23 protein-coding genes are annotated in these 19,681 nt (G+C 68.2%); 13 read left to right on the top strand and 10 right to left on the bottom strand.

What is annotated here, in order from left to right; all coding sequences use genetic code 11:
* Positions 1–15: 15 nt before the first annotated feature.
* The gene (locus AC07NI_RS01795) at positions 16–972 is read right to left on the bottom strand and encodes a KpsF/GutQ family sugar-phosphate isomerase (RefSeq protein WP_494615451.1); all 957 of its coding nucleotides are present in this window, start codon (positions 970–972) and stop codon (positions 16–18) included.
* Entirely contained in the window at positions 969–1,217 is a 249-nt protein-coding gene (locus AC07NI_RS01800) for a hypothetical protein (protein WP_494618209.1), read from the bottom strand. Before AC07NI_RS01800 ends, AC07NI_RS01795 begins: the two co-directional genes overlap by 4 nt.
* A 151-nt stretch (positions 1,218–1,368) precedes the next feature.
* Here AC07NI_RS01800 and gpmA point away from each other — a divergent pair, with 151 nt between their 5' ends.
* From gpmA to AC07NI_RS01815, 3 genes are all read left to right on the top strand, one after another.
* Positions 1,369–2,082, top strand: a complete 714-nt coding sequence (gene gpmA / locus AC07NI_RS01805; RefSeq protein ID WP_494615454.1) for a 2,3-diphosphoglycerate-dependent phosphoglycerate mutase — start codon at positions 1,369–1,371, stop codon at positions 2,080–2,082.
* Between the two features lie 91 nt (positions 2,083–2,173).
* Complete coding sequence (locus AC07NI_RS01810) at positions 2,174–3,433, top strand: pentapeptide repeat-containing protein (protein ID WP_494615457.1); 1,260 nt, start codon at positions 2,174–2,176, stop codon at positions 3,431–3,433.
* A 100-nt stretch (positions 3,434–3,533) separates the two neighbouring features.
* Positions 3,534–4,796: a pentapeptide repeat-containing protein gene (locus tag AC07NI_RS01815; RefSeq protein WP_494615460.1), complete on the top strand. Its 1,263-nt coding sequence runs from the start codon at positions 3,534–3,536 to the stop codon at positions 4,794–4,796.
* A gap of 78 nt (positions 4,797–4,874) precedes the next feature.
* Here the strand turns inward: AC07NI_RS01815 and AC07NI_RS01820 are convergent, their stop codons facing one another.
* Positions 4,875–5,336 carry an Hsp20 family protein gene (locus tag AC07NI_RS01820; protein WP_494615463.1) on the bottom strand — a complete coding sequence of 154 codons (462 nt, stop codon included), beginning with the start codon at positions 5,334–5,336 and terminating at the stop codon, positions 4,875–4,877.
* 246 nt (positions 5,337–5,582) lie between these two features.
* Here AC07NI_RS01820 and AC07NI_RS01825 point away from each other — a divergent pair, with 246 nt between their 5' ends.
* The 5 genes from AC07NI_RS01825 to AC07NI_RS01845 all read left to right on the top strand — a co-directional run bounded on the left by AC07NI_RS01825 (position 5,583) and on the right by AC07NI_RS01845 (position 9,399).
* Positions 5,583–6,425 (top strand): class I SAM-dependent methyltransferase, encoded by an 843-nt coding sequence (locus AC07NI_RS01825; RefSeq protein WP_494615466.1) that lies wholly within the window; start codon positions 5,583–5,585, stop codon positions 6,423–6,425.
* A 44-nt stretch (positions 6,426–6,469) separates the two neighbouring features.
* Positions 6,470–7,366: a class I SAM-dependent methyltransferase gene (locus tag AC07NI_RS01830; RefSeq protein ID WP_494615468.1), complete on the top strand. Its 897-nt coding sequence runs from the start codon at positions 6,470–6,472 to the stop codon at positions 7,364–7,366.
* Positions 7,363–8,010, top strand: coding sequence for a DUF2987 domain-containing protein (locus AC07NI_RS01835; protein WP_494615470.1), 648 nt, complete (start codon positions 7,363–7,365; stop codon positions 8,008–8,010). Before AC07NI_RS01830 ends, AC07NI_RS01835 begins: the two co-directional genes overlap by 4 nt.
* 89 nt (positions 8,011–8,099) lie before the next feature.
* Positions 8,100–8,408, top strand: a complete 309-nt coding sequence (locus AC07NI_RS01840) for an SCP2 sterol-binding domain-containing protein (RefSeq protein ID WP_125158677.1) — start codon at positions 8,100–8,102, stop codon at positions 8,406–8,408.
* Between the two features lie 7 nt (positions 8,409–8,415).
* Positions 8,416–9,399: an alpha/beta fold hydrolase gene (locus tag AC07NI_RS01845; protein ID WP_494615473.1), complete on the top strand. Its 984-nt coding sequence runs from the start codon at positions 8,416–8,418 to the stop codon at positions 9,397–9,399.
* Here the strand turns inward: AC07NI_RS01845 and hisN are convergent.
* Positions 9,374–10,210: a histidinol-phosphatase gene (hisN, locus tag AC07NI_RS01850; protein ID WP_494615475.1), complete on the bottom strand. Its 837-nt coding sequence runs from the start codon at positions 10,208–10,210 to the stop codon at positions 9,374–9,376. The genes AC07NI_RS01845 and hisN overlap by 26 nt on opposite strands.
* Positions 10,211–10,255: 45 nt before the next feature.
* Positions 10,256–10,645: a helix-turn-helix domain-containing protein gene (locus tag AC07NI_RS01855; protein WP_494615477.1), complete on the bottom strand. Its 390-nt coding sequence runs from the start codon at positions 10,643–10,645 to the stop codon at positions 10,256–10,258.
* A gap of 126 nt (positions 10,646–10,771) precedes the next feature.
* Between AC07NI_RS01855 and AC07NI_RS01860 the strand changes: the two genes are divergently transcribed.
* Entirely contained in the window at positions 10,772–11,719 is a 948-nt protein-coding gene (locus AC07NI_RS01860) for a lysophospholipid acyltransferase family protein (RefSeq protein WP_494615479.1), read from the top strand.
* Here AC07NI_RS01860 and AC07NI_RS01865 read toward each other — a convergent pair.
* The 4 genes from AC07NI_RS01865 to xseA all read right to left on the bottom strand — a co-directional run bounded on the left by AC07NI_RS01865 (position 11,716) and on the right by xseA (position 14,981).
* Positions 11,716–12,246 (bottom strand): response regulator, encoded by a 531-nt coding sequence (locus AC07NI_RS01865; protein ID WP_494615480.1) that lies wholly within the window; start codon positions 12,244–12,246, stop codon positions 11,716–11,718. The two genes, AC07NI_RS01860 and AC07NI_RS01865, sit on opposite strands and share 4 nt — an antisense overlap.
* Positions 12,247–12,381: 135 nt before the next feature.
* A complete protein-coding gene (locus AC07NI_RS01870) occupies positions 12,382–13,230 on the bottom strand; it encodes a M23 family metallopeptidase (RefSeq protein ID WP_494615481.1) in 849 nt (282 codons plus the stop codon).
* Positions 13,215–13,427 carry a DUF2093 domain-containing protein gene (locus AC07NI_RS01875; protein ID WP_494615484.1) on the bottom strand — a complete coding sequence of 71 codons (213 nt, stop codon included), beginning with the start codon at positions 13,425–13,427 and terminating at the stop codon, positions 13,215–13,217. Before AC07NI_RS01875 ends, AC07NI_RS01870 begins: the two co-directional genes overlap by 16 nt.
* 27 nt (positions 13,428–13,454) lie before the next feature.
* Entirely contained in the window at positions 13,455–14,981 is a 1,527-nt protein-coding gene (gene xseA / locus AC07NI_RS01880; RefSeq protein WP_494615488.1) for an exodeoxyribonuclease VII large subunit, read from the bottom strand.
* 36 nt (positions 14,982–15,017) lie between these two features.
* Here xseA and AC07NI_RS01885 point away from each other — a divergent pair, with 36 nt between their 5' ends.
* Positions 15,018–15,497, top strand: a complete 480-nt coding sequence (locus AC07NI_RS01885; RefSeq protein ID WP_494615490.1) for a DUF7079 family protein — start codon at positions 15,018–15,020, stop codon at positions 15,495–15,497.
* Between the two features lie 79 nt (positions 15,498–15,576).
* On the opposite strand, the gene gcrA is transcribed toward AC07NI_RS01885, so the two are convergent.
* Positions 15,577–16,101, bottom strand: a complete 525-nt coding sequence (gene gcrA, locus AC07NI_RS01890; protein WP_494615492.1) for a cell cycle sigma 70 cofactor GcrA — start codon at positions 16,099–16,101, stop codon at positions 15,577–15,579.
* 239 nt (positions 16,102–16,340) lie between these two features.
* Between gcrA and AC07NI_RS01895 the strand changes: the two genes are divergently transcribed.
* The 3 genes from AC07NI_RS01895 to argF all read left to right on the top strand — a co-directional run bounded on the left by AC07NI_RS01895 (position 16,341) and on the right by argF (position 19,537).
* On the top strand, positions 16,341–17,162 hold the full coding sequence (locus tag AC07NI_RS01895; RefSeq protein WP_494615494.1) for an ABC transporter permease: 822 nt from the start codon (positions 16,341–16,343) through the stop codon (positions 17,160–17,162).
* Between the two features lie 155 nt (positions 17,163–17,317).
* Positions 17,318–18,532, top strand: a complete 1,215-nt coding sequence (locus AC07NI_RS01900; protein ID WP_494615496.1) for an aspartate aminotransferase family protein — start codon at positions 17,318–17,320, stop codon at positions 18,530–18,532.
* A 69-nt stretch (positions 18,533–18,601) separates the two neighbouring features.
* Entirely contained in the window at positions 18,602–19,537 is a 936-nt protein-coding gene (gene argF, locus AC07NI_RS01905; RefSeq protein WP_494615497.1) for an ornithine carbamoyltransferase, read from the top strand.
* Positions 19,538–19,681: the final 144 nt, after the last annotated feature.

Genomic DNA, 19,681 nt, shown 5'->3' on the forward strand with positions numbered 1-19,681 from the left:
TTGACTTTGTAGGCTTTAGATCACGCCGGCGCGGAGCAGGTCGTGGACATGCAGCACGCCGACGGGGCGTCCGTCATCAACCACGAACAGCACGGTGATCCGGCGCTCGTTCATGATCTTCAGGGCTTCGGCGGCCAAGGCGCCGGGAGCGATGGTCAGCGGACCCAGGGTCATGACCTGGCCGGCGCTGTGCTGCAGAAGGCCGTCCATGTGCCGGCGCAGATCGCCGTCGGTGATCAGGCCGACCAAGGCGCCGGCGCCATCGACCACGCCCACCGCGCCGAAGCGCTTCTCGCTCATCACCAGCAGGGCGTCCGGCATCGACGCTTCCAGGTCGATCAGCGGCAACTCGTCGCCGCCGTGCATCAGGTCGGCGACCGTGCGCAGCATGGCGCCCAGCTTGCCGCCGGGATGGAAGACGCGGAAGTCGCTGGCCGTGAAGCCGCGCCGTTCCAGCAGGGCCACGGCGATGGCGTCGCCCAGGGCGATCTGCAGGGTCGTGGACGTGGTCGGCGCATTGACCTCGGCCGTGCCTTCCGGCGCGTCGGGCAGCAGCAGCAGGATGTCGGCGGCCTGGCCCAGCGGGCTGTCGGCTACGGCGGTCATGGCGACCAGCGGGATCGAGAAGCGCTTGGCGTAGGCCAGGGTGTCGGAGAGCTCGCGCCCCGCGCCTGACTTCGACAGGGCCAGGATGACGTCGTCGGGGCCAATCATGCCAAGGTCGCCGTGGCTGGCCTCGGCCGGGTGGACGAACATGGCCGAGGTGCCAGTCGAGGCCAGGGTGGCGGCGATCTTGCGCGCCACGTGGCCGGACTTGCCCATGCCGGTGCAGACGACCCGGCCCTTGGCCTCGAACACGGTCTCGACCGCGCGGACGAAGGTCTCGCCCAGCGACTCGGACAAGGTCTTCAGCGCGTCGGCCTCGATGTTCAGCACACGGCGGCCGACCGCCACGGCGTCGAAGCCGCTCATTGCGGGACCGGCGCGGGCGGAGGCGGCGCCTGGGTCGGCATCTGGCCGACGGCCTCGACGGCCTTCTTGGCGGCCTCGTCGCGACGGATGGCGGCGTCCTTCTCCTTCTGGATCCGGGCTTTCATCTCGGGCGTCTGCTGTACGGGCGTGTGGCCGAAGGGACCCCAGGAGCGGTCGCCCTGGCCTTGCGGCCAGACGAGGGAGAGGGTGATCAGCGCGGCGGCGACCAGCCCCATCAGCGGCATGAAAATGCGATCAGGCATGGCTCGCTATAGCACGCGTCGCGGCGTGGGGGAGGGGCGGCAATAAGGCAAAGATTGTTCGATGCTTGACGCTGCGGGCGCGGGGCCTTAGCCCGCGCTCCATACCTCCCCGATCTGCGAAGGAAGCCGCCCGATGCCGACCCTCGTCCTGCTCCGCCACGGCCAGAGCCAGTGGAACCTGGAAAACCGCTTCACGGGCTGGGTCGACGTCGACCTGACCGCCGAGGGCGAGGCCCAGGCCAAGAAGGGCGGCGAACTGATCAAGGCCGCCGGCATCCAGATCGACCACGCCTTCACCTCGGTCCAGACCCGCGCCATCCGCACCGGCAACCTGGCCCTGGACGCCGCTCAGCAGAGCTTCGTGCCGGTGACCAAGGACTGGCGCCTGAACGAGCGTCACTACGGCGGCCTGACCGGCCTGAACAAGGCCGAGACCGCCGAGAAGCACGGCGTCGAGCAGGTCACCATCTGGCGTCGTTCGTACGACATCCCGCCGCCGGAACTGGCGCCGGGCGGCGAGTACGACTTCAGCAAGGACCGTCGCTACAAGGGCGCGGACCTGCCCTCGACCGAAAGCCTGGCCACCACCCTGGTCCGCGTGTTGCCTTACTGGGAAAGCGACATCGCCCCGCACCTGAAGGCTGGCGAGACCCTGCTGATCGCCGCCCACGGCAATTCGCTGCGCGCCATCGTCAAGCACCTGTTCAACGTGCCGGACGACAAGATCGTCGGCGTCGAGATCCCGACCGGCAATCCGCTGGTCATCGAGCTGGACGGCGACCTGAAGCCGACCAGCGCGCGCTACCTGGACGAAAGCCGCGCCGAGGCTCTTCCTTCGGTCGACTAAGCGACTCCCAGCTTCAGCGGAAGCTGTTGGAAACACGACGTTAATTTTGGTCTGCGCATGGTGATCCCGTATCCGGGATTCCATGCCAGACATGAGCGCCGCCGCCACCACGACACAGGAATACAAGCGCCTTACGCAGCACGACGTTGACGTCATCTGCGCGAAGCACGATCGCCTGTGGTCGGCCCGTCTGGGCGGGGCTCGCGCCGTGTTCGCGTTCTGTGATCTGTCGGGCCTGTCGCTGCCGGGCCGCAATCTCTGCGACGCCGATTTCACCGGCGCGCTGATGGTCGGCTGCGACCTGCGCAAGACCAAGCTGGACAACGCCAACCTCTACGGCGCCGACATTCAGGGCGCGGACCTGACCGACGCGTCCTTGCGTCGCGCCGACCTGCGCGGGTCCAGTCTGCGCGGCGCCAACCTGACCGGCGCCGACATGTTCGAGGCCGACCTGCGCGAAGGCACGATCGCCGCCGCCGACCGCAAGGAAGGCTATCGCGTCATCGAGGCCGTCCAGCGCGACGCCTACGCCAAGGGCGCCAACCTGTCGGGCGCCAATCTGGAGCGCTCGCGCCTGTCGGGCATCGTCGCCACCAAGGCCGACTTCAGCGACGCGATCCTCAAGGACGCCAAGCTGGTCCGCGCCAACCTCAAGCAGGCCAATTTCAACGGGGCGAACCTCGCCGGCGCCGACCTGTCGGGCGCTAACCTGGCTGGGGCCGACCTGCGCAACACGGTGCTGGTCGGCGCCAAGACCATGTCGTGGAACGTCAACGACACCAACATGGAAGGCGCCCTGACCGACAAGGCGTCAGGCACCAGCGTCTCCGACCTGCCCTACGAGCAGATGATCGCCGACCACGCCAAGTGGATCGAGACCGGCGGCGCGGAGGGCAAGCCCTCGGTGTTCGACAAGGCCGACCTTCGTAACCTTCGCTCGATCCGCGGCTTCAACCTGACGGCCCTCTCGGCCAAGGGCGCGGTGTTCTATGGCCTCGACATGGAAGGCGCGCAGATGCAGGGCGCGCAGCTGGACGGGGCGGACCTGCGGGCCTGCAACCTGCGCCGGGCCGACCTGCGCGGCGCGCGGCTGAAGGGCGCCAAGCTGACGGGTTCGGACCTGCGCGACGCCCAGCTGGGCCCGCTGCTGATCGCCGCAGACCGCGTGCTGCCGGTGGATTTGACGGGCGCCATCCTGGCCAATGCCGATCTTGCCCGCGCCGATCTTCGCCAGGCCCGCATGGCCGGCGCGGACGTGTCGCGCGCCAATTTCACCGGAGCCAATCTCAAGGACATCGATCTGACCGGCGCGATCCGCCTGGCGGCGCGCGGTCTGGACGATGTTATCTGAGAAAATATTGCGACAAACGGACGCACGCTTAACAGTTCGCTCGTCCCTCGTAGCTACAGTGCGCGTAACTCAAAAAAGAACCTAACGGGGAACCATCGTTATGAACGCCGCGCAAAGCGTGGCCGGGCGGCGACGCCTGAGCCAAGCCGAGCTCGACATGATCGTAACGGCGCACGAGAAATTCGTTACCGGCAAGCAGGGCGGCAAACGCGCTTCCCTACGCTTCGTGCAGCTGTCGGGCCTAGATCTGTCGTTTCGGAATCTGACTGACGCGGACCTGACCGCCTCCGTCCTCGAAGGCTGCCGCCTTGTCCGCACCAAGCTCGATCGCGCCAGCCTGTTCGGCTGCGACCTGCGAACCAGCGACATGCGCCAGGCCTCGCTGGTGCGCGCCGACCTGCGCGGCGCCTGCCTGCGCGGCGCGAACCTGGCCCAGGCCGACCTGACCCAGGCCGACTTCCGCGAAGGCCAGATCGCCATCCCGCATCCCCGCAAGGGGCTGGAGACCATGCGCCACGAGACCCGCCAGGGCGAGGTGGACGAGGTCAACTTCTCGGGCGCCACCCTGGACGGCTCGCAGTTCGAGGGCGTCTCGGCGTTCAAGGCCGACTTCAGCGACTGCTCGTTGAAGGGCGCCAAGCTGGCCGGCGCGAACCTCAAGGAAGCCAATCTGGCTGGGGCCATCCTGGACGGCGCCGACGTGAAGGGGGCCAATCTCGAAGGGGCCAACTTCACCGGCGCGGTGATGACGGGCGTCGACACCTCCACCGCCCGGGTCAGCGGCGCCAGCATGACGGGCACGCTGCAAGCCTCGACCCGCGAGGCCGTGGCCAAGGCCGACGACCTCTACAAGCGCTGCCTCGATAACCAGCGCTGGTGCCAGACCGGCGGCAAGGAAGGCCAGGCCGCGCGTCTCGCCGGCGAAGACCTGCGACCGCTCGGCGATCGGCTGAAGGGTCTGCGCCTGACCGCCATGGACGCCAAAGGCGCCTGCATGGTCGGCCTGGATCTTTCCGGCGCCCAGCTCCAGGGCGCGAACCTGCAGAACGCCGACCTGCGCGGGGCCATCCTGCGCGGCGCCGATCTGCGCGGGGCCCGGCTGACCGGAGCCAACCTGACCAAGGCCGACCTGCGCCAGGCTGTGCTGTCGCCGCTGCCGCTGGGGCCGGACCGCCAGACCCCGGCGAACCTGCAAGCCGCCCGTCTGCGCTATGCCCTGGTCCAGTCCGCCGACCTCAGCGAGGCGGTGTTCGACGACGCCGACCTGCGCGGGGCGGACCTGACCGGCGCCCGCGTGGCCAAGACCAGCTTCCGCCAGGTGGACCTGACCCGGGTCCATGGCCTGGACCTGTCCTTGCGCTGAACATGAAAAAGGCGGCGTCTCGCGACGCCGCCCAAGTTCAGAGGGGATAGTGGGGGGAGACTAAGGAGAGGCTGCCGGTTAGGCGGCCTTTTCGCCTTCGATCAGGGTCGACGAAGGGCTCGACTTGATCTCCACCGTGCGAGGCTTCAGGGCCTCCGGCAGTTCACGCTTCAGCGCGATCGACAGCAGGCCGTTCGACAGGTCGGCGTCGACGACGACCAGGTAGTCGGTCAGCTGGAACTTGCGCTCGAAATTGCGCTCGGCCAGGCCGCGATGCAGGTACTGCTTGGCGTCGCCGTCATTGGCCGCCTTGCGACCGGTGACGGTCAGCAGGTTTTCCTTCACTTCGACGGCCAGTTCGTCCGGCTTGAAACCGGCCACCGCGATCTCGATGCGGTAGTCGTTCTCGCCGGTGCGTTCGATGTTGTAGGGGGGATAGCCCGAGGCCGCTTCGGTGCGGGCGGCGGCGTCCAGCTGGTCGGCGAGGCGGTCGAAGCCGACGAGCGAGCGGTACAGGGGCGAAAGGTCGATCGTACGCATAGGGTCAGATCCTTCTTATCAAGCAAGGTCTTTGATGTTCGTCCCGTCGGCGACCCGAAATCGGCATCGCCAGGTGGTCCGGAAGGCCCGGGTGTCCAGCGCCTTCGTGAAACTAGTTGGTGAGCGGATTTTCCGGTTCAAGGGGCGTCCAACTCAAAGAACGTGAATCGTTTGACGCACGGGTTCCCCCGGCTAAGGTCCCCGCACTTCCAACCCGTCGCCCCCTCCGTCGAAGGACACGACCCCATGCCGCTTCGCCGCCAAGTCCTGCTGCTCGCCGCCGCGCTGAGCCTTTCCGCGACCGCCGCCTTTGCGTCGACCGACGCCGCTCTCAAGGCCGCCGTCGCCTCGTCGACCCGCCCCGCCGGCGATGTCGCCCGCGACGGCGCCCGCCATCCTTATGACAGCCTGTCGTTCTGGGGCGTGAAGCCCAAGCAGACGATCATCGAGATCTCGCCGGGCGGCGGCTACTGGACCGAAATCCTTGCCCCGTACGCCAAGGCCACCGGCGGCACGTACGTCGCCGCGGTCGCCGACCTGTCGAACCCGAAGATCTCGGAAGGGGCCAAGAAGGGCCGCGCCGACTTCGAGGCCCGCTTCGCCGACGCGGCCAAGTACGGCAAGCCGCAGTTCGCCAACTTCGGCGCCGTCTCGGGTCCGCTGGGCGCGCCCGGCTCGGCCGACGTCGTGCTGACGGCCCGCAACGTCCACAACTGGACGCAAGCGCCGGGCATGGCCGACAAGGTGTTCGCCGACTTCTTCGCCGTGCTGAAGCCGGGCGGCGTGCTGGCGATCGAGGATCACCGCGCCGACCCGCGCTCGGAAAAGGAAGCCGGCGCCGACGGCTACCTGAACACCGCCACGGTGGTCGCCCTGGCCGAGAAGGCCGGCTTCAAGCTGGACGCCAAGTCCGAGATCAATGCCAATCCCAAGGACACCAAGGACCATCCCTTCGGCGTCTGGACCCTGCCGCCGACCAAGCGCACCGCGCCGGGCGGCCAGCCGGCCAACCCGAACTTCGACCGCGCCAAGTACGACGCGATCGGCGAGAGCGACCGCATGACCCTGCGCTTCAAGAAGCCGGCCTGACTTTGGTCAAGGTCGGCCCATAGGCTGGCGCGCGTTTCGGGGGGATGATGCTTCCAGCTCAGTATTGGTCGCGGCGAGGGGTCCTGGCGAGCGTTGGCGCGCTGGGCCTCTCGGCCTGCGGCAAGAAGAACGATCCGTCCAAGACCGAGGCCAAGGCCGCCGAAAAGGCCGGGCCGGCGACCATCGAGTCGGCCGTGGCCGGCGACTGGCGCCTGCCCGCCGACCGAGCCCGCGATCTGTGGCGGCATCCGGTCGAGACCCTGAAGTTCTGGGGGCTGCAGCCCGGCCAGACCGTGGTCGAGTTCTGGCCCGGCGCGGGCTGGTACACCGACATCCTCGGGCCCTTCCTGGCCGACAGCCACGGCAAGCTCTACGAGGCGGTGCTGGAGACCAGCGATCCTTCCGACCCGGCCGCCGCCGAGATCGTCGAGGGGTATCGCCGCAAGCTGACCGAGAAGAAGAAAATCTATGGCGAGGTGGCCTTCACCGCCTTCGGCCCGACCAGCGGCCCGGTGGCGCCGGCGGGCACGGCCGACCTCGTCCTCTTCCTGCGCAACCTGCACAACTGGATGGCCGGCGGCGTCGCCGAGAAGGCCTTCAAGGACGCCCTGGCGGCGCTGAAGCCGGGCGGCGTCCTGGGCGTCGAGGAGCATCGCGGCGAGCCTGGCCGGGTGCAGGACGTGCTGGCCGCCGACGGCTATGTCCAGCAGGACTACGTGATCCAGATGGCCAAGGAGGCGGGCTTCGTCCTGGCCGGGACCAGCGAGATCAACGCCAATCCCAAGGACACCAAGGACCACCCGTTCGGCGTCTGGACCCTGCCGCCGACGCGCCTTTCCGCCCCGCGTGGCGAGCCAGCCGAGCCCGGTTTCGACCATGCCAAATATGACGCCATCGGCGAAAGCGACCGCATGACCCTGAAGTTCGTGAAGCCCAAATGAAGCGCATCCTGATCCTGGCCGCCGCCCTGGCGGTGGTCGCCACGCCGGCCCTGGCCGAGAAGACCGCGCCCGCCGACAAGGTGCTGCCGTATCTCGAGAAGTTCCTGAAGGTCCCGCCCGCCGAGCGCTCGCGCGTCAAGCTGGCCTACGCCCTGCGCCACGAAGGCAAGCCGGCCGCGAACCTCAAGGTGACCCTGGTCGAGAAGAGCGGGACGCGCACGCCGCTGCCGGTCAACGCCGACGGCTATTTCGAGCGCCTGCCGACCGCGGCCCAGATGGGCGGCGATCCGACCCTGGTCTTCGATGTCCCGCCCGACTGGAAGATGGGCACGGTCATGGACTTCGGCACGCAGCTGAAGTCGGCGACGGAGTACGACGTCCGCGAGCTGACGGCGACCGTCGACGAGGCCAACGGCCTGATCGGCCGCCTGGCTGGGGTGGCCAGCTTCATGGCGCCGAAGATGTCCGGGATCACCTTCCTGAACGCCGACGGCGGGGTCGTGGTGTTCGCCGACGGGCATACGGCGCCGCTTCCGGAGGCGAAGGCGATGCCATATTTCCGTCCCGACGATCACAAGGGCGCCGTACGGGTAAAGTTGACAAAAACGCCAACTAAGGTCGCCTTCTATGTGGGGAAGAAATAGACCCTGGGTCGTCTGAACGGTGTTTACTTAACCGGACGGCCCGGTCTAGCTATCCGTCAAACTTTTTCGCGCAGAGGGAGATCGCGCTCATGGCCACGCTTCAGGAAATCACCGACCGCATCAAGGGCGCCGTGGGCGACGACAGCGGTCTCGGCAAGAGCCTCAAGTTCGACCTGAAGGACGCCGGCGTCATCCACATCGATGGCGGTTCGGTCACCAACGAGGACAAGCCGGCCGACCTGACCATGACGCTGAGCCTGGACGACCTGCTGGCCATCGGCGCCGGCTCGCTGGACCCGACCATGGCGGTCATGACCGGCAAGCTGAAGCTGTCGGACATGGGCACGGCCATGGCCCTGCAGCCCAAGATGGGCGCTCTGTTCGCCAAGATGCGCTAAGCCGAAGATGACGGAAGAACCGGCGCGTCTGGTCTCGATTCCCGAGGCGCTGGTTCCCGCAAACGGCAAGGCCGAATGGTTTCGCGGCGCGGATGGGGCGACCCTCCGCGCCGCGACGTTTTTCCCGCAAGGCCCCGCGCGGGGTTCGGTGGTGCTCAGCCCCGGACGCAGCGAGCCGATCGAGAAGTATTTCGAGGTCGTCGAGGACCTCCTGAGCCGCGGCTTCGCCGTGCTGCTGCATGACTGGCGAGGGCAGGGGCTGTCGGCCCGCGGCTTGCCGGACCGCCTCAGGGGCCACGCCCGGGGCTTCAAGACCTTCGTCTCCGACTACACCGCGCTGCTCGACACGTTCGAGGCGCGGATGCCCAAGCCGTGGATCGCCATGGCCCACTCGATGGGCGGCTGCCTGACCATGCTGGCCCTGGCCCACGGCGAGACGCGTTTCGCCGCCGCCGTGCTGTCCGCGCCGATGCTGGGGCTGAACACGGCCGGCGTGCCGCCGTGGCTGGCCAAGCCCCTGGCCTGGACAATGTCCCGGGTCGGGATGGCCGGCGAATACGTCTCGGCCGCCTACGATCCGCTGACCCAGACCTTCCAGGGCGACGGCCTGACCCATGACGAGACACGTTACGATCGCTACCAGGCCCAACTGAGGGCCGATCCCGAGATCGCGCTGGGCGGCATGACCTGGGGCTGGGCGGACTTCGCTATCTCGGCCTGCGCCTGGCTGCGGAGTAGCAAGGGCGTCGAGAAGATCCAGATCCCGGTGACCATCGCCGGGGCGGAACTCGACAACCGGGTGCTGAACGCCGACTCGGAATCGATCGCCAAGCGCATCCCCAAGGGGCGCTATGTCGAGGTCCCGGGGGCCTTCCACGAAATCCTGGTCGAGACCGACGCCCGCCGCGCGATCTTCTGGCAGGCCTTCGACGAGACGGTCGATCCCGTCGCGCCGCGTGAGCCGATTACTTCGCTGAACGCTTCAGACTGACCAGCGCCTCGTCCAGCGGACGACGGTCGCCGGAGATGACCATCTGGCCGCCGTTCGGGCCGACGGGCTCGCCGCGCCAGTTGGTGACGATGCCGCCGGCGCCTTCGATCAGGGGGATGGCGGCTTCGATGTCCCAGGACTTCAGGCCGGCCTCGATGACCATGTCCATCTTGCCCATGGCGACCATGGCGTAGGCATAGGCGTCGCAGCCCAGGCGGGCCAGCTTGGACGCCGCGCGCACCTGCAGCCAGGCGCCGCGTTCGGCCCCGTCGAAGCAGGCGTCGGGATCGGTGGTGGCGATGACGGCGTCGGTCAGGTCGGCGCACTCGCGGACCTTGATCGGCGCGCTCTTGCCGCGCGACATCAGCCGTGAGCCGCCGGCGTGGCCGATGAAGATCTCACCGACATAGGGTTGGCCGATCGAGCCCAACACGGGGCGACCCTGATGGCGCAGGCCGATCAGGGTGGTCCACAGCGGCAGGCCCGAGATGAAGGCGCGCGTGCCATCGATCGGGTCCAGCACCCAGACGAACTCGGCGTCCGGACGGTCCTCGCCATACTCTTCACCGATCACGCCGTGCTCGGGATAGCGCTCCGAAATCAGCTTTCGGATCGCCGCCTCGGCGCCGCGATCGGCCTCCGTCACCGGGTCGAACGCGGCATGGCTGTCGCGCGGGAGGTTCTTGCCGGCCCCCTTGTCCTCAAGCCCATGGTCGGCCCGGAACAACGGCAGGATCACCTCCGCGGACGCGCGGTTCAGATCGATCGTGAAGGCGTCGAGCGCCGCGAGCGTGTCAGCGGAAAGCGTCATGAGCGGGGGTTTAGCGCCCCCGCATCACGTACGCCACAACCGATCTTATGCGTCCGCGTGCTCGGGACCGCCGCCGTTCAGCGACTTGGCCAGGTCCAGCAGGCGACGGCGCGGACGCTCGCCCAGCAGGTAGTAGGCGCGGATCAGGTCCAGCGTCTCCTTGCGGGCGAACATCTCGCCACCCTCGGCCGACTCGCTGGCGGCCTCGCGGCGCACGTCCGACAGGCCGTCGTAGAAGTAGCCGACCGGCACTTCCAGGGCCTCGGACAGTTGCCACAGACGCGCGGCTGAGATGCGGTTGGCGCCGCACTCGTACTTCTGGATTTGCTGGAAGCGCACGCCAACCGTGCCGGCCAGTTGCTGCTGAGTCAGACCCAGCAGACGACGGCGGCGACGCAGGCGCTTGCCCAGGTGAGTGTCGATGTCGTTGCCCATGGAAGCCTTGCCCCCTAGTTTCTCGCGACCCGTCCCGAAACGGAACGGTCTGGGCTGACAGCCGCAAGTCGCGTGCCGGGCGAAGCCACGTTGCGCGATACGTGCGAGCAAGCCTACTTAGAAGCCATGTCGGATAAGCGTCAGCCCTGGGTTCAGGACATTCTTTGGCGGTTGGAGGCCCTGGGCTTCGACCTCTTTATCGGCGCGGTGCGCCTGATGGGCGTGGATCGCGCCTCGGACTTCGGCGGCTGGTTGGGCCGCACGTTCGGGCCGATCAGCGGCGCGCACAAGGTCGCGAGCCGCAATCTGAAGCTGGCCTTCCCGGAAAAGGACGCCGCCTGGCACGCCCGCATCCTGGACGAGCAGTGGGAGGGCCTGGGCCGCTCGTTCGCCGAATTCCCGTTGATGGACAAGATCCTGCCGTCCACCGGCCGGGTCGAGGTGATCAACAAGGAGCGCCTGGAGGAGATCGCCAAGGGCGATGTCCCGGTGGTGTTCGTCTCGGGCCACCTGTCGAACTGGGAGGTCATGCCGGCGGCCATCGTCGACAGCGGCGTGGCCTGCGAGATGACCTATCGCGCGGCCAACAACCCCTATGTCGACAAGCGCATCCGCGACAGCCGCTTCCGCTATGGCGTGCGCCTGTTCGCGCCCAAGGGCGGCGACGGCTCGCGCGAACTGCTGCGGGGGATGAACCAGGGCCGATCCGTGGCCCTGATGAACGACCAGAAGTTCAACAGCGGCGTAGCGGCCCCGTTCTTCGGCCACGACGCCCGCACCGCGCCGGCTCCGACCCGCATGGCGATCCGTTTTGGCACGGTGCTGCAGACCATGTCGGTGCAGCGAGTAAAGGGCGCCTATTTCCGGGCGGTGGTGCACGAGCCGATCGTGCCGCCCAACACCGGCGACCGCACGGCCGACATCGAGGCCGGCGTGCGGATGATCAACGCCTTCCTGGAAGAGCGCATCCGCGAGCGGCCGGCCGAGTGGTTCTGGGTCCACCGGCGCTGGCCGAATGAGGTCTATGCGGCGCTGGCCGAGCGCGAACGCGCGGCGGCGGGGCAGGGCGGCTAGATTTCCAGCGTATCGGAGGCGTCGCCGCCGCCCGCGTCCTTCTCGCCCGAGCGGCGGAAGGGACCGGTATGGTGCGGGTCGACGCGCCGACGGCGGCAGGGCCCGAAATATTCCGGCGAGCGGATGAACGGCCGCGGATGGAAGATCACCGTGTTGATCCGGTCCAGCAGCGAGCGGGCCGTGACGGGCTTCACCACCACCTCGGTCACGCCGGCGTCGCGGGCCTCGAACACGCGGTGACGCTCGGCGAAGCCGGTCAGCATGATGATCGGCAGGAACGGGTCGACACTGTCGGGCGAGTTGCGCACCAGCTGGGTGAACTGCACCCCGTCCAGCGGCGTCATCTTGAAGTCGACGATGGCGATATCGGTCTGCCAGTCGCGCAGGATCTGCAGGCCCTCGGCCCCGTCCATGGCTTCACGGATGTGGCGAACGCCCACGCCCTTGAGGATGGCCGAGACGATCGACCGGATATGCTGGTTGTCGTCCACCAGCAAAAAGCGCAGCTTTTCCAACGCCGCCGACATGCGGGAGCCGCCTCCTAAGGGATGTTGCGGGAAGACCGAAACGTCAGATCGCTCCCCCGCGACCCTCCTGATCCGATAACGGCGGCATAGCTAACGAAAGATTGAAATTCGCGCCAGGGGCGAAAGCGCGGAAATTCACGTTCGGAAGGGGCCCGCTCCGACCAGAAGCGACGGATCCAGATTGCGGCCGCGCCACTTCATGCGCCAGCACAGGTGCGGTCCGGTCGCCCGACCTTCCTTGCCGGTCTGGGCGATCAGCTGGCCCTGGGTCACATAAGTCCCCGCCGGCGCTAGGATTTTGGACAGGTGCAGATAGGCGGTCACCAAACCTTGGCCGTGATCGACCAGGACGAGACCGCCCTCGTAGTGCAATCCGGTCTCGGCGAAGCAGACCAGGCCCGCAGCCGGAGCGCGAACCGGCGTGCCCACCGGCGTGGCCAGATCAACCCCATAATGGGGACGTTTGGGTTCGCCATTGAGGATACGCTGTCCGCCGAAGCGGGCCGAACGGCGCGCGCCCACAACCGGGAGTATGAAGCCGTCGCGGAATCCCTCGAGGTCGGCCTGGCTGGCGAAGCCGGCGACCTTGCGGATGTTCTCGGCGGTGATCCGCTCCAGCAGGGCCGGATCGGTCGGCGTCACCTGTTCGGGCGGCAGGCCGTCGATGCGCTGGATGTCGAAGTCGCCGACCGCGATGGTCCGCTCGTCGACCGAGGAGCCGTCGGGCGTGGTCACGGTCAGCTTGCTGGTCGGCGGGGCGTCGCGATCGAAGCCGATCACGAACCAGCCGTTGGCCGAGGCGGTGGTCTGCACCAAGCCGTCGACATCGATCAACGCGCGCGGCGTGGTGCGGCCGACGGCATAGCCGCCCTGGACGAACTTGCCCGTCAGCGATAGGCCCGGCGCGGCGGCGCGGGTCGTTCCGGCGAGGGTGGTCAGCGGCAGCGCGGCGAGGACCGCGCGGCGGCTCAGGCCCCCTGCCAACGCTTCAGCGCTTCGGCGGGACCGGCATAGGCCTCCTGGTGCTCGGGGCTCCAGTAGCGCAGGGCGTCCAGGGGGATCTGCTTGTTGGTGATGGCGCACAGCACGAAGCGGCCGGGGCTGAGCACGGCGAACTCGCCGTCGCCATAGTGCAGGACGGCCAGACCGTCCTTGCCGAGATCACGATCGAAAGCGTTCATAGGCTCACTCTACGCCAAACAGGCGTCTCAGAACAGATCGCCCTGGCCGGCCGGCGGCGCGGCGGGCTTGGGGCGGGGCTTGGGCGCGGGGGCGGCGGCCGGCGCCGGCGGCGGGACGAAGCCGCCTTCGCCGTCGATCACCGCGTCGCGGTCGCCGCTCTTGAACTTCAGGTTCACGCGCTCGCCGGAGACGAGGTCGGCCGCCGAGCGGGCCAGGGTGCCGTCGCCCTTGCGGACCAAAGCAAAGCCCAGCTCCAGCGGGCGTTCGGGGTTCAGAGACTGGCGCAGCTTCTCCAGGCCGGCCAGGCGGTCGGCGTCGCGCTGCAGGCGGCGGTCGCCCGCCGCGTTCAGGCGTTGCCACAGGGCGGGCAGGCGGGCGTGCTGGGCGACGCGGTCCGGCGCGCGGCGGGCGGCCAAGTCCAGGCGCTTGGCGAGGTCGCCCAGGCGATCGGCCTTGATGGCGCGCTGGCGGGTCAGCACCTCCGGCGTCAGGCGCGCGGTGACCTTCAGCAGCTCTTGCGCGTGGACGGTGGTGTTGCGGTGCAGGGCCGCGTCCAGGCGTCCCGACGCGATGTCGAACCGCTGCTGGGCCAGCGCGAGGATGTCGTCGGGACGGGGCAGGCCGCGCGCGGCGCTGACCAGGCGGGTGCGGCGGTCCTCGATCAGGCGTGCGCCCGTGCGGTTCAGGCGGCGGTCGAAGTCCGAGATCAGGGCGCGGAGTTCGGCCAGCACCGGCGTCGCCATCTCGGCGGCGGCCGTCGGCGTGGGCGCGCGGCGGTCCGAGACGAAGTCGATCAGGGTGGTGTCGGTCTCGTGGCCGACGGCCGAGATCAGCGGGATGGTCCCCTCGGCCACGGTGCGGGCCAGGCTCTCGTCGTTGAAGGCCCAGAGGTCCTCGACCGAACCGCCGCCGCGCGCGACGATCACGATGTCGGGGCGCGGCACGGGGCCGCCGGGTTCAATGGCGTTGAAGCCGCGAATGGCCGCGCTGACCTGGGCCGCGGCGGCGTCGCCCTGGACGACGCACGGCCAGACCAGCACCTGGCAGGGCCAGCGGTCGCGGATGCGATGGAGGATGTCGCGGATCACCGCGCCGGTCGGGCTGGTGATGACGCCGATCACGGCCGGCATCGAGGGCAGGGGCTTCTTGCGCTCGGGCGCGAACAGGCCCTCGGCTGCCAGCTTGGCTTTCAGGCGTTCCAGCTGGGCCAACAGCGCGCCGACGCCGGCGGCTTCCATGCTGTCGATGACGATCTGGTAGCGCGAGCCGGCCGGATAGGTGGTGATCTTGCCGGTGACGATGACCTCGAGGCCATGCTCGGGCCGTACGCCCAGGCCGCGGACATTGCCCTTCCACACGACGCCGTCGATCGCGGACTTGTCGTCCTTGATGGTCAGATAGACGTGGCCATTGCTGTGGTGGGTGACCTTGCTGAGCTCGCCGCGCAGCCGCACGAAGCCATACCGGTCCTCCAGCGTCCGCTTCAGGGCGAAGGCCAGCTCGGAGACCGAATAGGGCGGGGCGTTGGAATCGGTTGGCGGCAGATCGCTCATGGGCTTCTAGATAGGACAAAGCCGGGGCGGGGTTAAATGGCTGAACGCGTACTGAGCGAAGATGAGATCACGGCGCGCATGCCGCTCTGGTGCGCGCTGGCGGAGCTGTTGCTCGACACCCAGATGCAGCGCCAGGACTATGAGGCGATCGCCCGGGCGGCGCGCGAGGGCGGCTTTTCGGCGGATCAGGTCCGGGAAATCTTCGAGCGGGAGGTCTTCCCAGCCCTGGCCTACAACCTGATGCAGGTCGCCGGTGAGTGGGCGGGCTTTGATCCGGACTTCGTGCGTGAGCGGATCCTGTTGACCCTGGGCCGTCCTCAGGCGAGCCGGTTCCTGACCGGCGGTCTGAAGAAGCATCTGCTGGCCGAGGAGTGGCCGCGCGTGCAGGCGGTGTTGGAGGGGCGCGAGCCCGATCTCTCAGAAACGCCGGTCAAGCCGGATCCGCCCATCCTGCTGATCGGGGTCGGCGCTCTTGTCGTCCTGGCGGGCCTGGCTCTGGTCTTCGGCTGGCTCTGACGCCGGCTCCGGACATAGAAAATCCCGGACGGCCTTTTGGGCCATCCGGGATCCGCCGCCTGAGAGACTATTGTTCTTATTAGATGTAGCGGCGAAGCGAACGGGCGAGCTCGGTGGCGCCGCCCTTCTTCTTGGTCTGCTGCGGCTGGTACGCCACGCGGGCGTGCTCGACGCAGTAGGGGCCTTCCGACGAGCGGCGGCCGCAGAAGGTGAAGCCGTCGGTCGACGGATCGCCGATCGGCCACTTGCACATGTGCGCGCCCAGGGTCAGCACGGTGGCCGAGCCCGGCTCTTCATGACGGAAAGCCGGCAGCGACGGCGGGGCCGAGGCGACCGGAACCGACGAGGTCGGGGCCTCGACCGGCGTCACGCGACGCGGGGCCGACGGCATGGCCTGGGCGGCCGGACGCGCCGGACGCGGAGCCTTGAAGGCCGGACGCGCTGGTTGCGAGGGGGCCGCGCGGCCCGAAAGGCCCAGGCGGTGCACCTTGCCGATGACGGCGTTGCGCGTGACGCCGCCCAGTTGCTTGGCGATCTGGCTGGCCGACAGGCCGTCCAGCCAAAGCTTCTTCAAGGTCGAGACTCGTTCGTCGGTCCAGCTCATAACCCGTCTCCGCCGTTACCTAGGAGAGACGGGCGTCCCCACGCCCATCACCCCTATATGTGGTGATCAGACCGCCCCGCCGGCGGTCGTCCTACTACATATCGTAAAGAAAGCGTTAAAAGGTACAATGGGCGGTAACGACTCTGTCCACAGAAACAAGATGTTGATTCAGGCAAGCCCAAGCTTGCGGAAACGACCCCCAGAGCGCACATGGCCAAGCAACACAACGGGTTGAGCGTATGAGAGACATGGCCGACAGCGTCATTCCGCCGCAGCCGCGCGACTATCACGGCTGGAATTGGTCCGGGTTCGTCACGCTGTATCAGCGCGAAATCCGTCGATTCTGGAAGGTCGGCACCCAGACGGTGGCCGCGCCGGTGGTCACCACGCTGCTCTACATGCTGGTCTTCGTGGTCGCTGTGGGCGCCAGCCGGCCGGCCGTGGGTGGCGTCACCTTCGGCCATTTCGTGGCCCCGGGCCTGATCATGATGGCGATCCTCAACAACGCCTTCGCCAATTCCTCGTCCTCGCTGATCCAGGCCAAGATGATGGGCCTGACGCCGGACTTCCTGACGCCGCCGCTGTCGGCGCTGGAGCAGGTGCTGGGCTTCACCCTCGGCGCGGCGACCCGCGGCGTGGTCGTGGGCGCCGTCACGGCCATCGTCATCGGCGTGCTGCCGGGCGCGGGCCTGTCGGTCGCCCACCCGTGGGCCATCGCCTATTTCGCCGTGACGGCGTCGCTGATCCTGGGCCTGGCCGGCGTGCTGGCCGGTCTGTGGGCCGAGAAGTTCGATCAGCTGGCGGCCGTGACCAACTTCCTGATCATGCCCATGACCTTCCTGTCGGGCACCTTCTACCTGGTCGACAAGCTGCCCGAGCCGTTCCGCTCGGCCAGCCACTTCAACCCGTTCTTCTATCTGATCGACGGCTTCCGCTACGGCTTCATCGGTCATGCCGACGGCTCGATCCTGATCGGGGTGATCAGCATGGGCGTGCTGACCACCGGCATGTTCCTGTGGTGCTGGCGTCTGTTCGTCACCGGTTACCGTCTGAAGAGCTGACGCAACAGCCGCCGGAAAACGCCAGAATTCGTCGGTTTTTCAGCGACCTTCACAGTCCCTTGATTGACACGACGTCGTTCCACGGCGACAACCTGCGGCCTTCCGGTCCCCGTGCTCACGCGCGGGGGCTTCTTTCCTTTTAAGGAGGGCCGGTCTTGAGCACCGCGACGTCGTCCAACCCCGCACAACACCACATCATGGGCGTCTACAACCGCGCCCCGCTGGCGTTCGAGCGAGGCCGAGGCGCGCGCCTGTTCTCGACCACGGGCGACGAATATCTGGACTGCGTGGCGGGCATCGCCACCTGCGGCCTGGGTCACGCCCACCCGGTCCTCGTGGACGCGCTGAAGACCCAGGGCGAGAAGCTCTGGCACGTCTCCAACATCTACACGATCCCCGAGCAGGAAACGCTGGCCGACAAGCTGTGCGCGGCCACCTTCGCCGACGTGGTGTTCTTCACCAACTCGGGCACCGAGGCGATCGAGTGCGCCCTGAAGGCCGCCCGCCGCTATCACGTGATGAACGGCCAGTCCGAGCGCATCGACATCATCGGCTTCGACGGCTCGTTCCACGGCCGCTCGTACGCCGCCGTCAACGCCTCGGGCAACGCCGGCTATCTGGACGGCTTCGGCCCGCGCCTGCCGGGCTTCGTGCAGCTGCCGTTCGGCGACTTCGACGCCCTGAAGGCGGCGATCGGCCCGACCACGGCCGGCGTCATCATCGAGCCGGTGCAAGGTGAGGGCGGGGCGCGGGCCCTGACCGAAGCCCAGCTCCTGGAGCTGCGCCAGATCACCCGCGACGCCGGCGTCCTGCTGATCTACGACGAAGTCCAGAGCGGCATGGGCCGGACCGGCAAGCTCTTCGCCTACGAGTGGGCGCCGGGCAGCGAGCCGGACATCATGTGCGTGGCCAAGGCCCTGGGCGGCGGCTTCCCGGTCGGCGCTTGCCTCGCCACCAACGAAGCGGCCAAGGGCATGACGCCTGGCACCCACGGCTCGACCTACGGCGGCAACCCGCTGGCCATGGCGGTCGGCAACGCGGCCTTCGACGCGATCAACAGCGAAGAGCTGCTGGACAACGTCAAGACCGTCGGCGGCTACTTCACCCAGCAGCTGAACGGCCTGAAGGATCGCTTCCCGGACGTCATCGTCGACATCCGTGGCAAGGGCCTGCTGGTCGGCATCAAGGTCGTGCCGAACAACCGCGAGTTCATGGTCATGGCGCGTGACGAGAAGCTGCTGATCGCCGGCGGCGGCGACAACTGCGTGCGCCTGCTGCCGCCGCTGAACCTGACCGTCGAGGAAGCCAGCGAGGCGATCGCCAAGCTGGAAAAGGCCTGCGAAACCGCGCGCGCCAAGGCCTCGGCCTAAAACGACAACAAACACTAGCCGCCCGCTCCGGACCCCGGGGCGGGCGGAACCGTTAGGGACATGGCCAAGATGACCACCCCCCGGCACTTCATCGACCTGTGGAAGCTGGACGGCGCGACCCTGCGCCTGATGCTGGACGACGCCCACGCCCGTAAGGCGGCCCGCAAGGGCTGGCCGCAGGGCAAGGTCGACGCCGACGCGCCCGCCAAGGACCGCGTGCTGTCGATGATCTTCCAGAAGAACTCGACCCGCACCCGCTTCTCGTTCGACGCGGCCATGCGCCAATTGGGCGGCAGCGCCATCATCTCGACGTCCAACGACATGCAGCTGGGTCGCGGCGAGACCATTGAGGACACCGCCAAGGTGCTCTCGCGCATGGTCGACGCGGTGATGATCCGCGCCAACCGGCACGAGGATGTTGAGCGTTTCGCCCAGCACTCGACCGTGCCGGTGATCAACGGCCTGACCGACAAGAGCCACCCCTGCCAGATCATGGCCGACATCCTCACCATCGAGGAGCATCGCGGCCCGATCGCCGGCAAGACGATCGCCTGGGTCGGCGACGGCAACAATGTCTGCTCCAGCTTCATCCACGCCGCCCCGCTGCTGGGCTTCGAGCTGAAGATCGCCTGTCCGGCGGTCTATCACGCCGACCTGCACGACCTGGCCCGCGCCGAGGGCCTGCAGGGCAAGGTCAGCATGACCACCGACGCCAAGGCCGCCGTGGCCGGCGCTGACGTGGTGGTGGCCGACACCTGGGTCTCGATGGGCGACACCGACCACGACGAGCGCCTGGCCGCGCTGGAGCCCTACCAGGTCGACGACGCCCTGATGGACCTGGCCGCCGGCAACGGCGTCTTCCTCCACTGCCTGCCGGCCCACCGCGGCGAGGAAGTCACCGACGCGGTGCTGGACGGCCCGCGCTCGCTGGTCTGGGACGAGGCCGAGAACCGCATCCACGCCCAGAAGTCCGTGCTGGCCTGGGTGTTCGGCGCGATCGGGTAGGGCCTTCAAGATCCTCCCCCGCGATGCGGGGGAGGTGTCGGCGGAGCCGACGGAGGGGGCAAGCTGGAGGTCGGCCGCGCTGGCCCCCTCCGGCCCGCTGGGCCACCTCCCCCGCAACGCGGGGGAGGATCTAAAAGTACGGCC

It is taken from the genome of Caulobacter sp. GW821-FHT10E02 (assembly GCF_059415225.1).

Excerpts from the sequence above, each read along its gene's own strand:
- AC07NI_RS01795 (WP_494615451.1), bottom strand. The coding sequence starts at position 972 with ATGAGCGGCTTCGACGCCGTGGCGGTCGGCCGCCGTGTGCTGAACATC.
- AC07NI_RS01800 (WP_494618209.1), bottom strand. The coding sequence starts at position 1,217 with ATGCCGCTGATGGGGCTGGTCGCCGCCGCGCTGATCACCCTCTCCCTC.
- gpmA (WP_494615454.1), top strand. The coding sequence starts at position 1,369 with ATGCCGACCCTCGTCCTGCTCCGCCACGGCCAGAGCCAGTGGAACCTG.
- AC07NI_RS01810 (WP_494615457.1), top strand. The coding sequence starts at position 2,174 with ATGAGCGCCGCCGCCACCACGACACAGGAATACAAGCGCCTTACGCAG.
- AC07NI_RS01815 (WP_494615460.1), top strand. The coding sequence starts at position 3,534 with ATGAACGCCGCGCAAAGCGTGGCCGGGCGGCGACGCCTGAGCCAAGCC.
- AC07NI_RS01820 (WP_494615463.1), bottom strand. The coding sequence starts at position 5,336 with ATGCGTACGATCGACCTTTCGCCCCTGTACCGCTCGCTCGTCGGCTTC.
- AC07NI_RS01825 (WP_494615466.1), top strand. The coding sequence starts at position 5,583 with ATGCCGCTTCGCCGCCAAGTCCTGCTGCTCGCCGCCGCGCTGAGCCTT.
- AC07NI_RS01830 (WP_494615468.1), top strand. The coding sequence starts at position 6,470 with ATGATGCTTCCAGCTCAGTATTGGTCGCGGCGAGGGGTCCTGGCGAGC.
- AC07NI_RS01835 (WP_494615470.1), top strand. The coding sequence starts at position 7,363 with ATGAAGCGCATCCTGATCCTGGCCGCCGCCCTGGCGGTGGTCGCCACG.
- AC07NI_RS01840 (WP_125158677.1), top strand. The coding sequence starts at position 8,100 with ATGGCCACGCTTCAGGAAATCACCGACCGCATCAAGGGCGCCGTGGGC.
- AC07NI_RS01845 (WP_494615473.1), top strand. The coding sequence starts at position 8,416 with ATGACGGAAGAACCGGCGCGTCTGGTCTCGATTCCCGAGGCGCTGGTT.
- hisN (WP_494615475.1), bottom strand. The coding sequence starts at position 10,210 with ATGACGCTTTCCGCTGACACGCTCGCGGCGCTCGACGCCTTCACGATC.
- AC07NI_RS01855 (WP_494615477.1), bottom strand. The coding sequence starts at position 10,645 with ATGGGCAACGACATCGACACTCACCTGGGCAAGCGCCTGCGTCGCCGC.
- AC07NI_RS01860 (WP_494615479.1), top strand. The coding sequence starts at position 10,772 with ATGTCGGATAAGCGTCAGCCCTGGGTTCAGGACATTCTTTGGCGGTTG.
- AC07NI_RS01865 (WP_494615480.1), bottom strand. The coding sequence starts at position 12,246 with ATGTCGGCGGCGTTGGAAAAGCTGCGCTTTTTGCTGGTGGACGACAAC.
- AC07NI_RS01875 (WP_494615484.1), bottom strand. The coding sequence starts at position 13,427 with ATGAACGCTTTCGATCGTGATCTCGGCAAGGACGGTCTGGCCGTCCTG.
- xseA (WP_494615488.1), bottom strand. The coding sequence starts at position 14,981 with ATGAGCGATCTGCCGCCAACCGATTCCAACGCCCCGCCCTATTCGGTC.
- AC07NI_RS01885 (WP_494615490.1), top strand. The coding sequence starts at position 15,018 with ATGGCTGAACGCGTACTGAGCGAAGATGAGATCACGGCGCGCATGCCG.
- gcrA (WP_494615492.1), bottom strand. The coding sequence starts at position 16,101 with ATGAGCTGGACCGACGAACGAGTCTCGACCTTGAAGAAGCTTTGGCTG.
- AC07NI_RS01895 (WP_494615494.1), top strand. The coding sequence starts at position 16,341 with ATGAGAGACATGGCCGACAGCGTCATTCCGCCGCAGCCGCGCGACTAT.
- argF (WP_494615497.1), top strand. The coding sequence starts at position 18,602 with ATGACCACCCCCCGGCACTTCATCGACCTGTGGAAGCTGGACGGCGCG.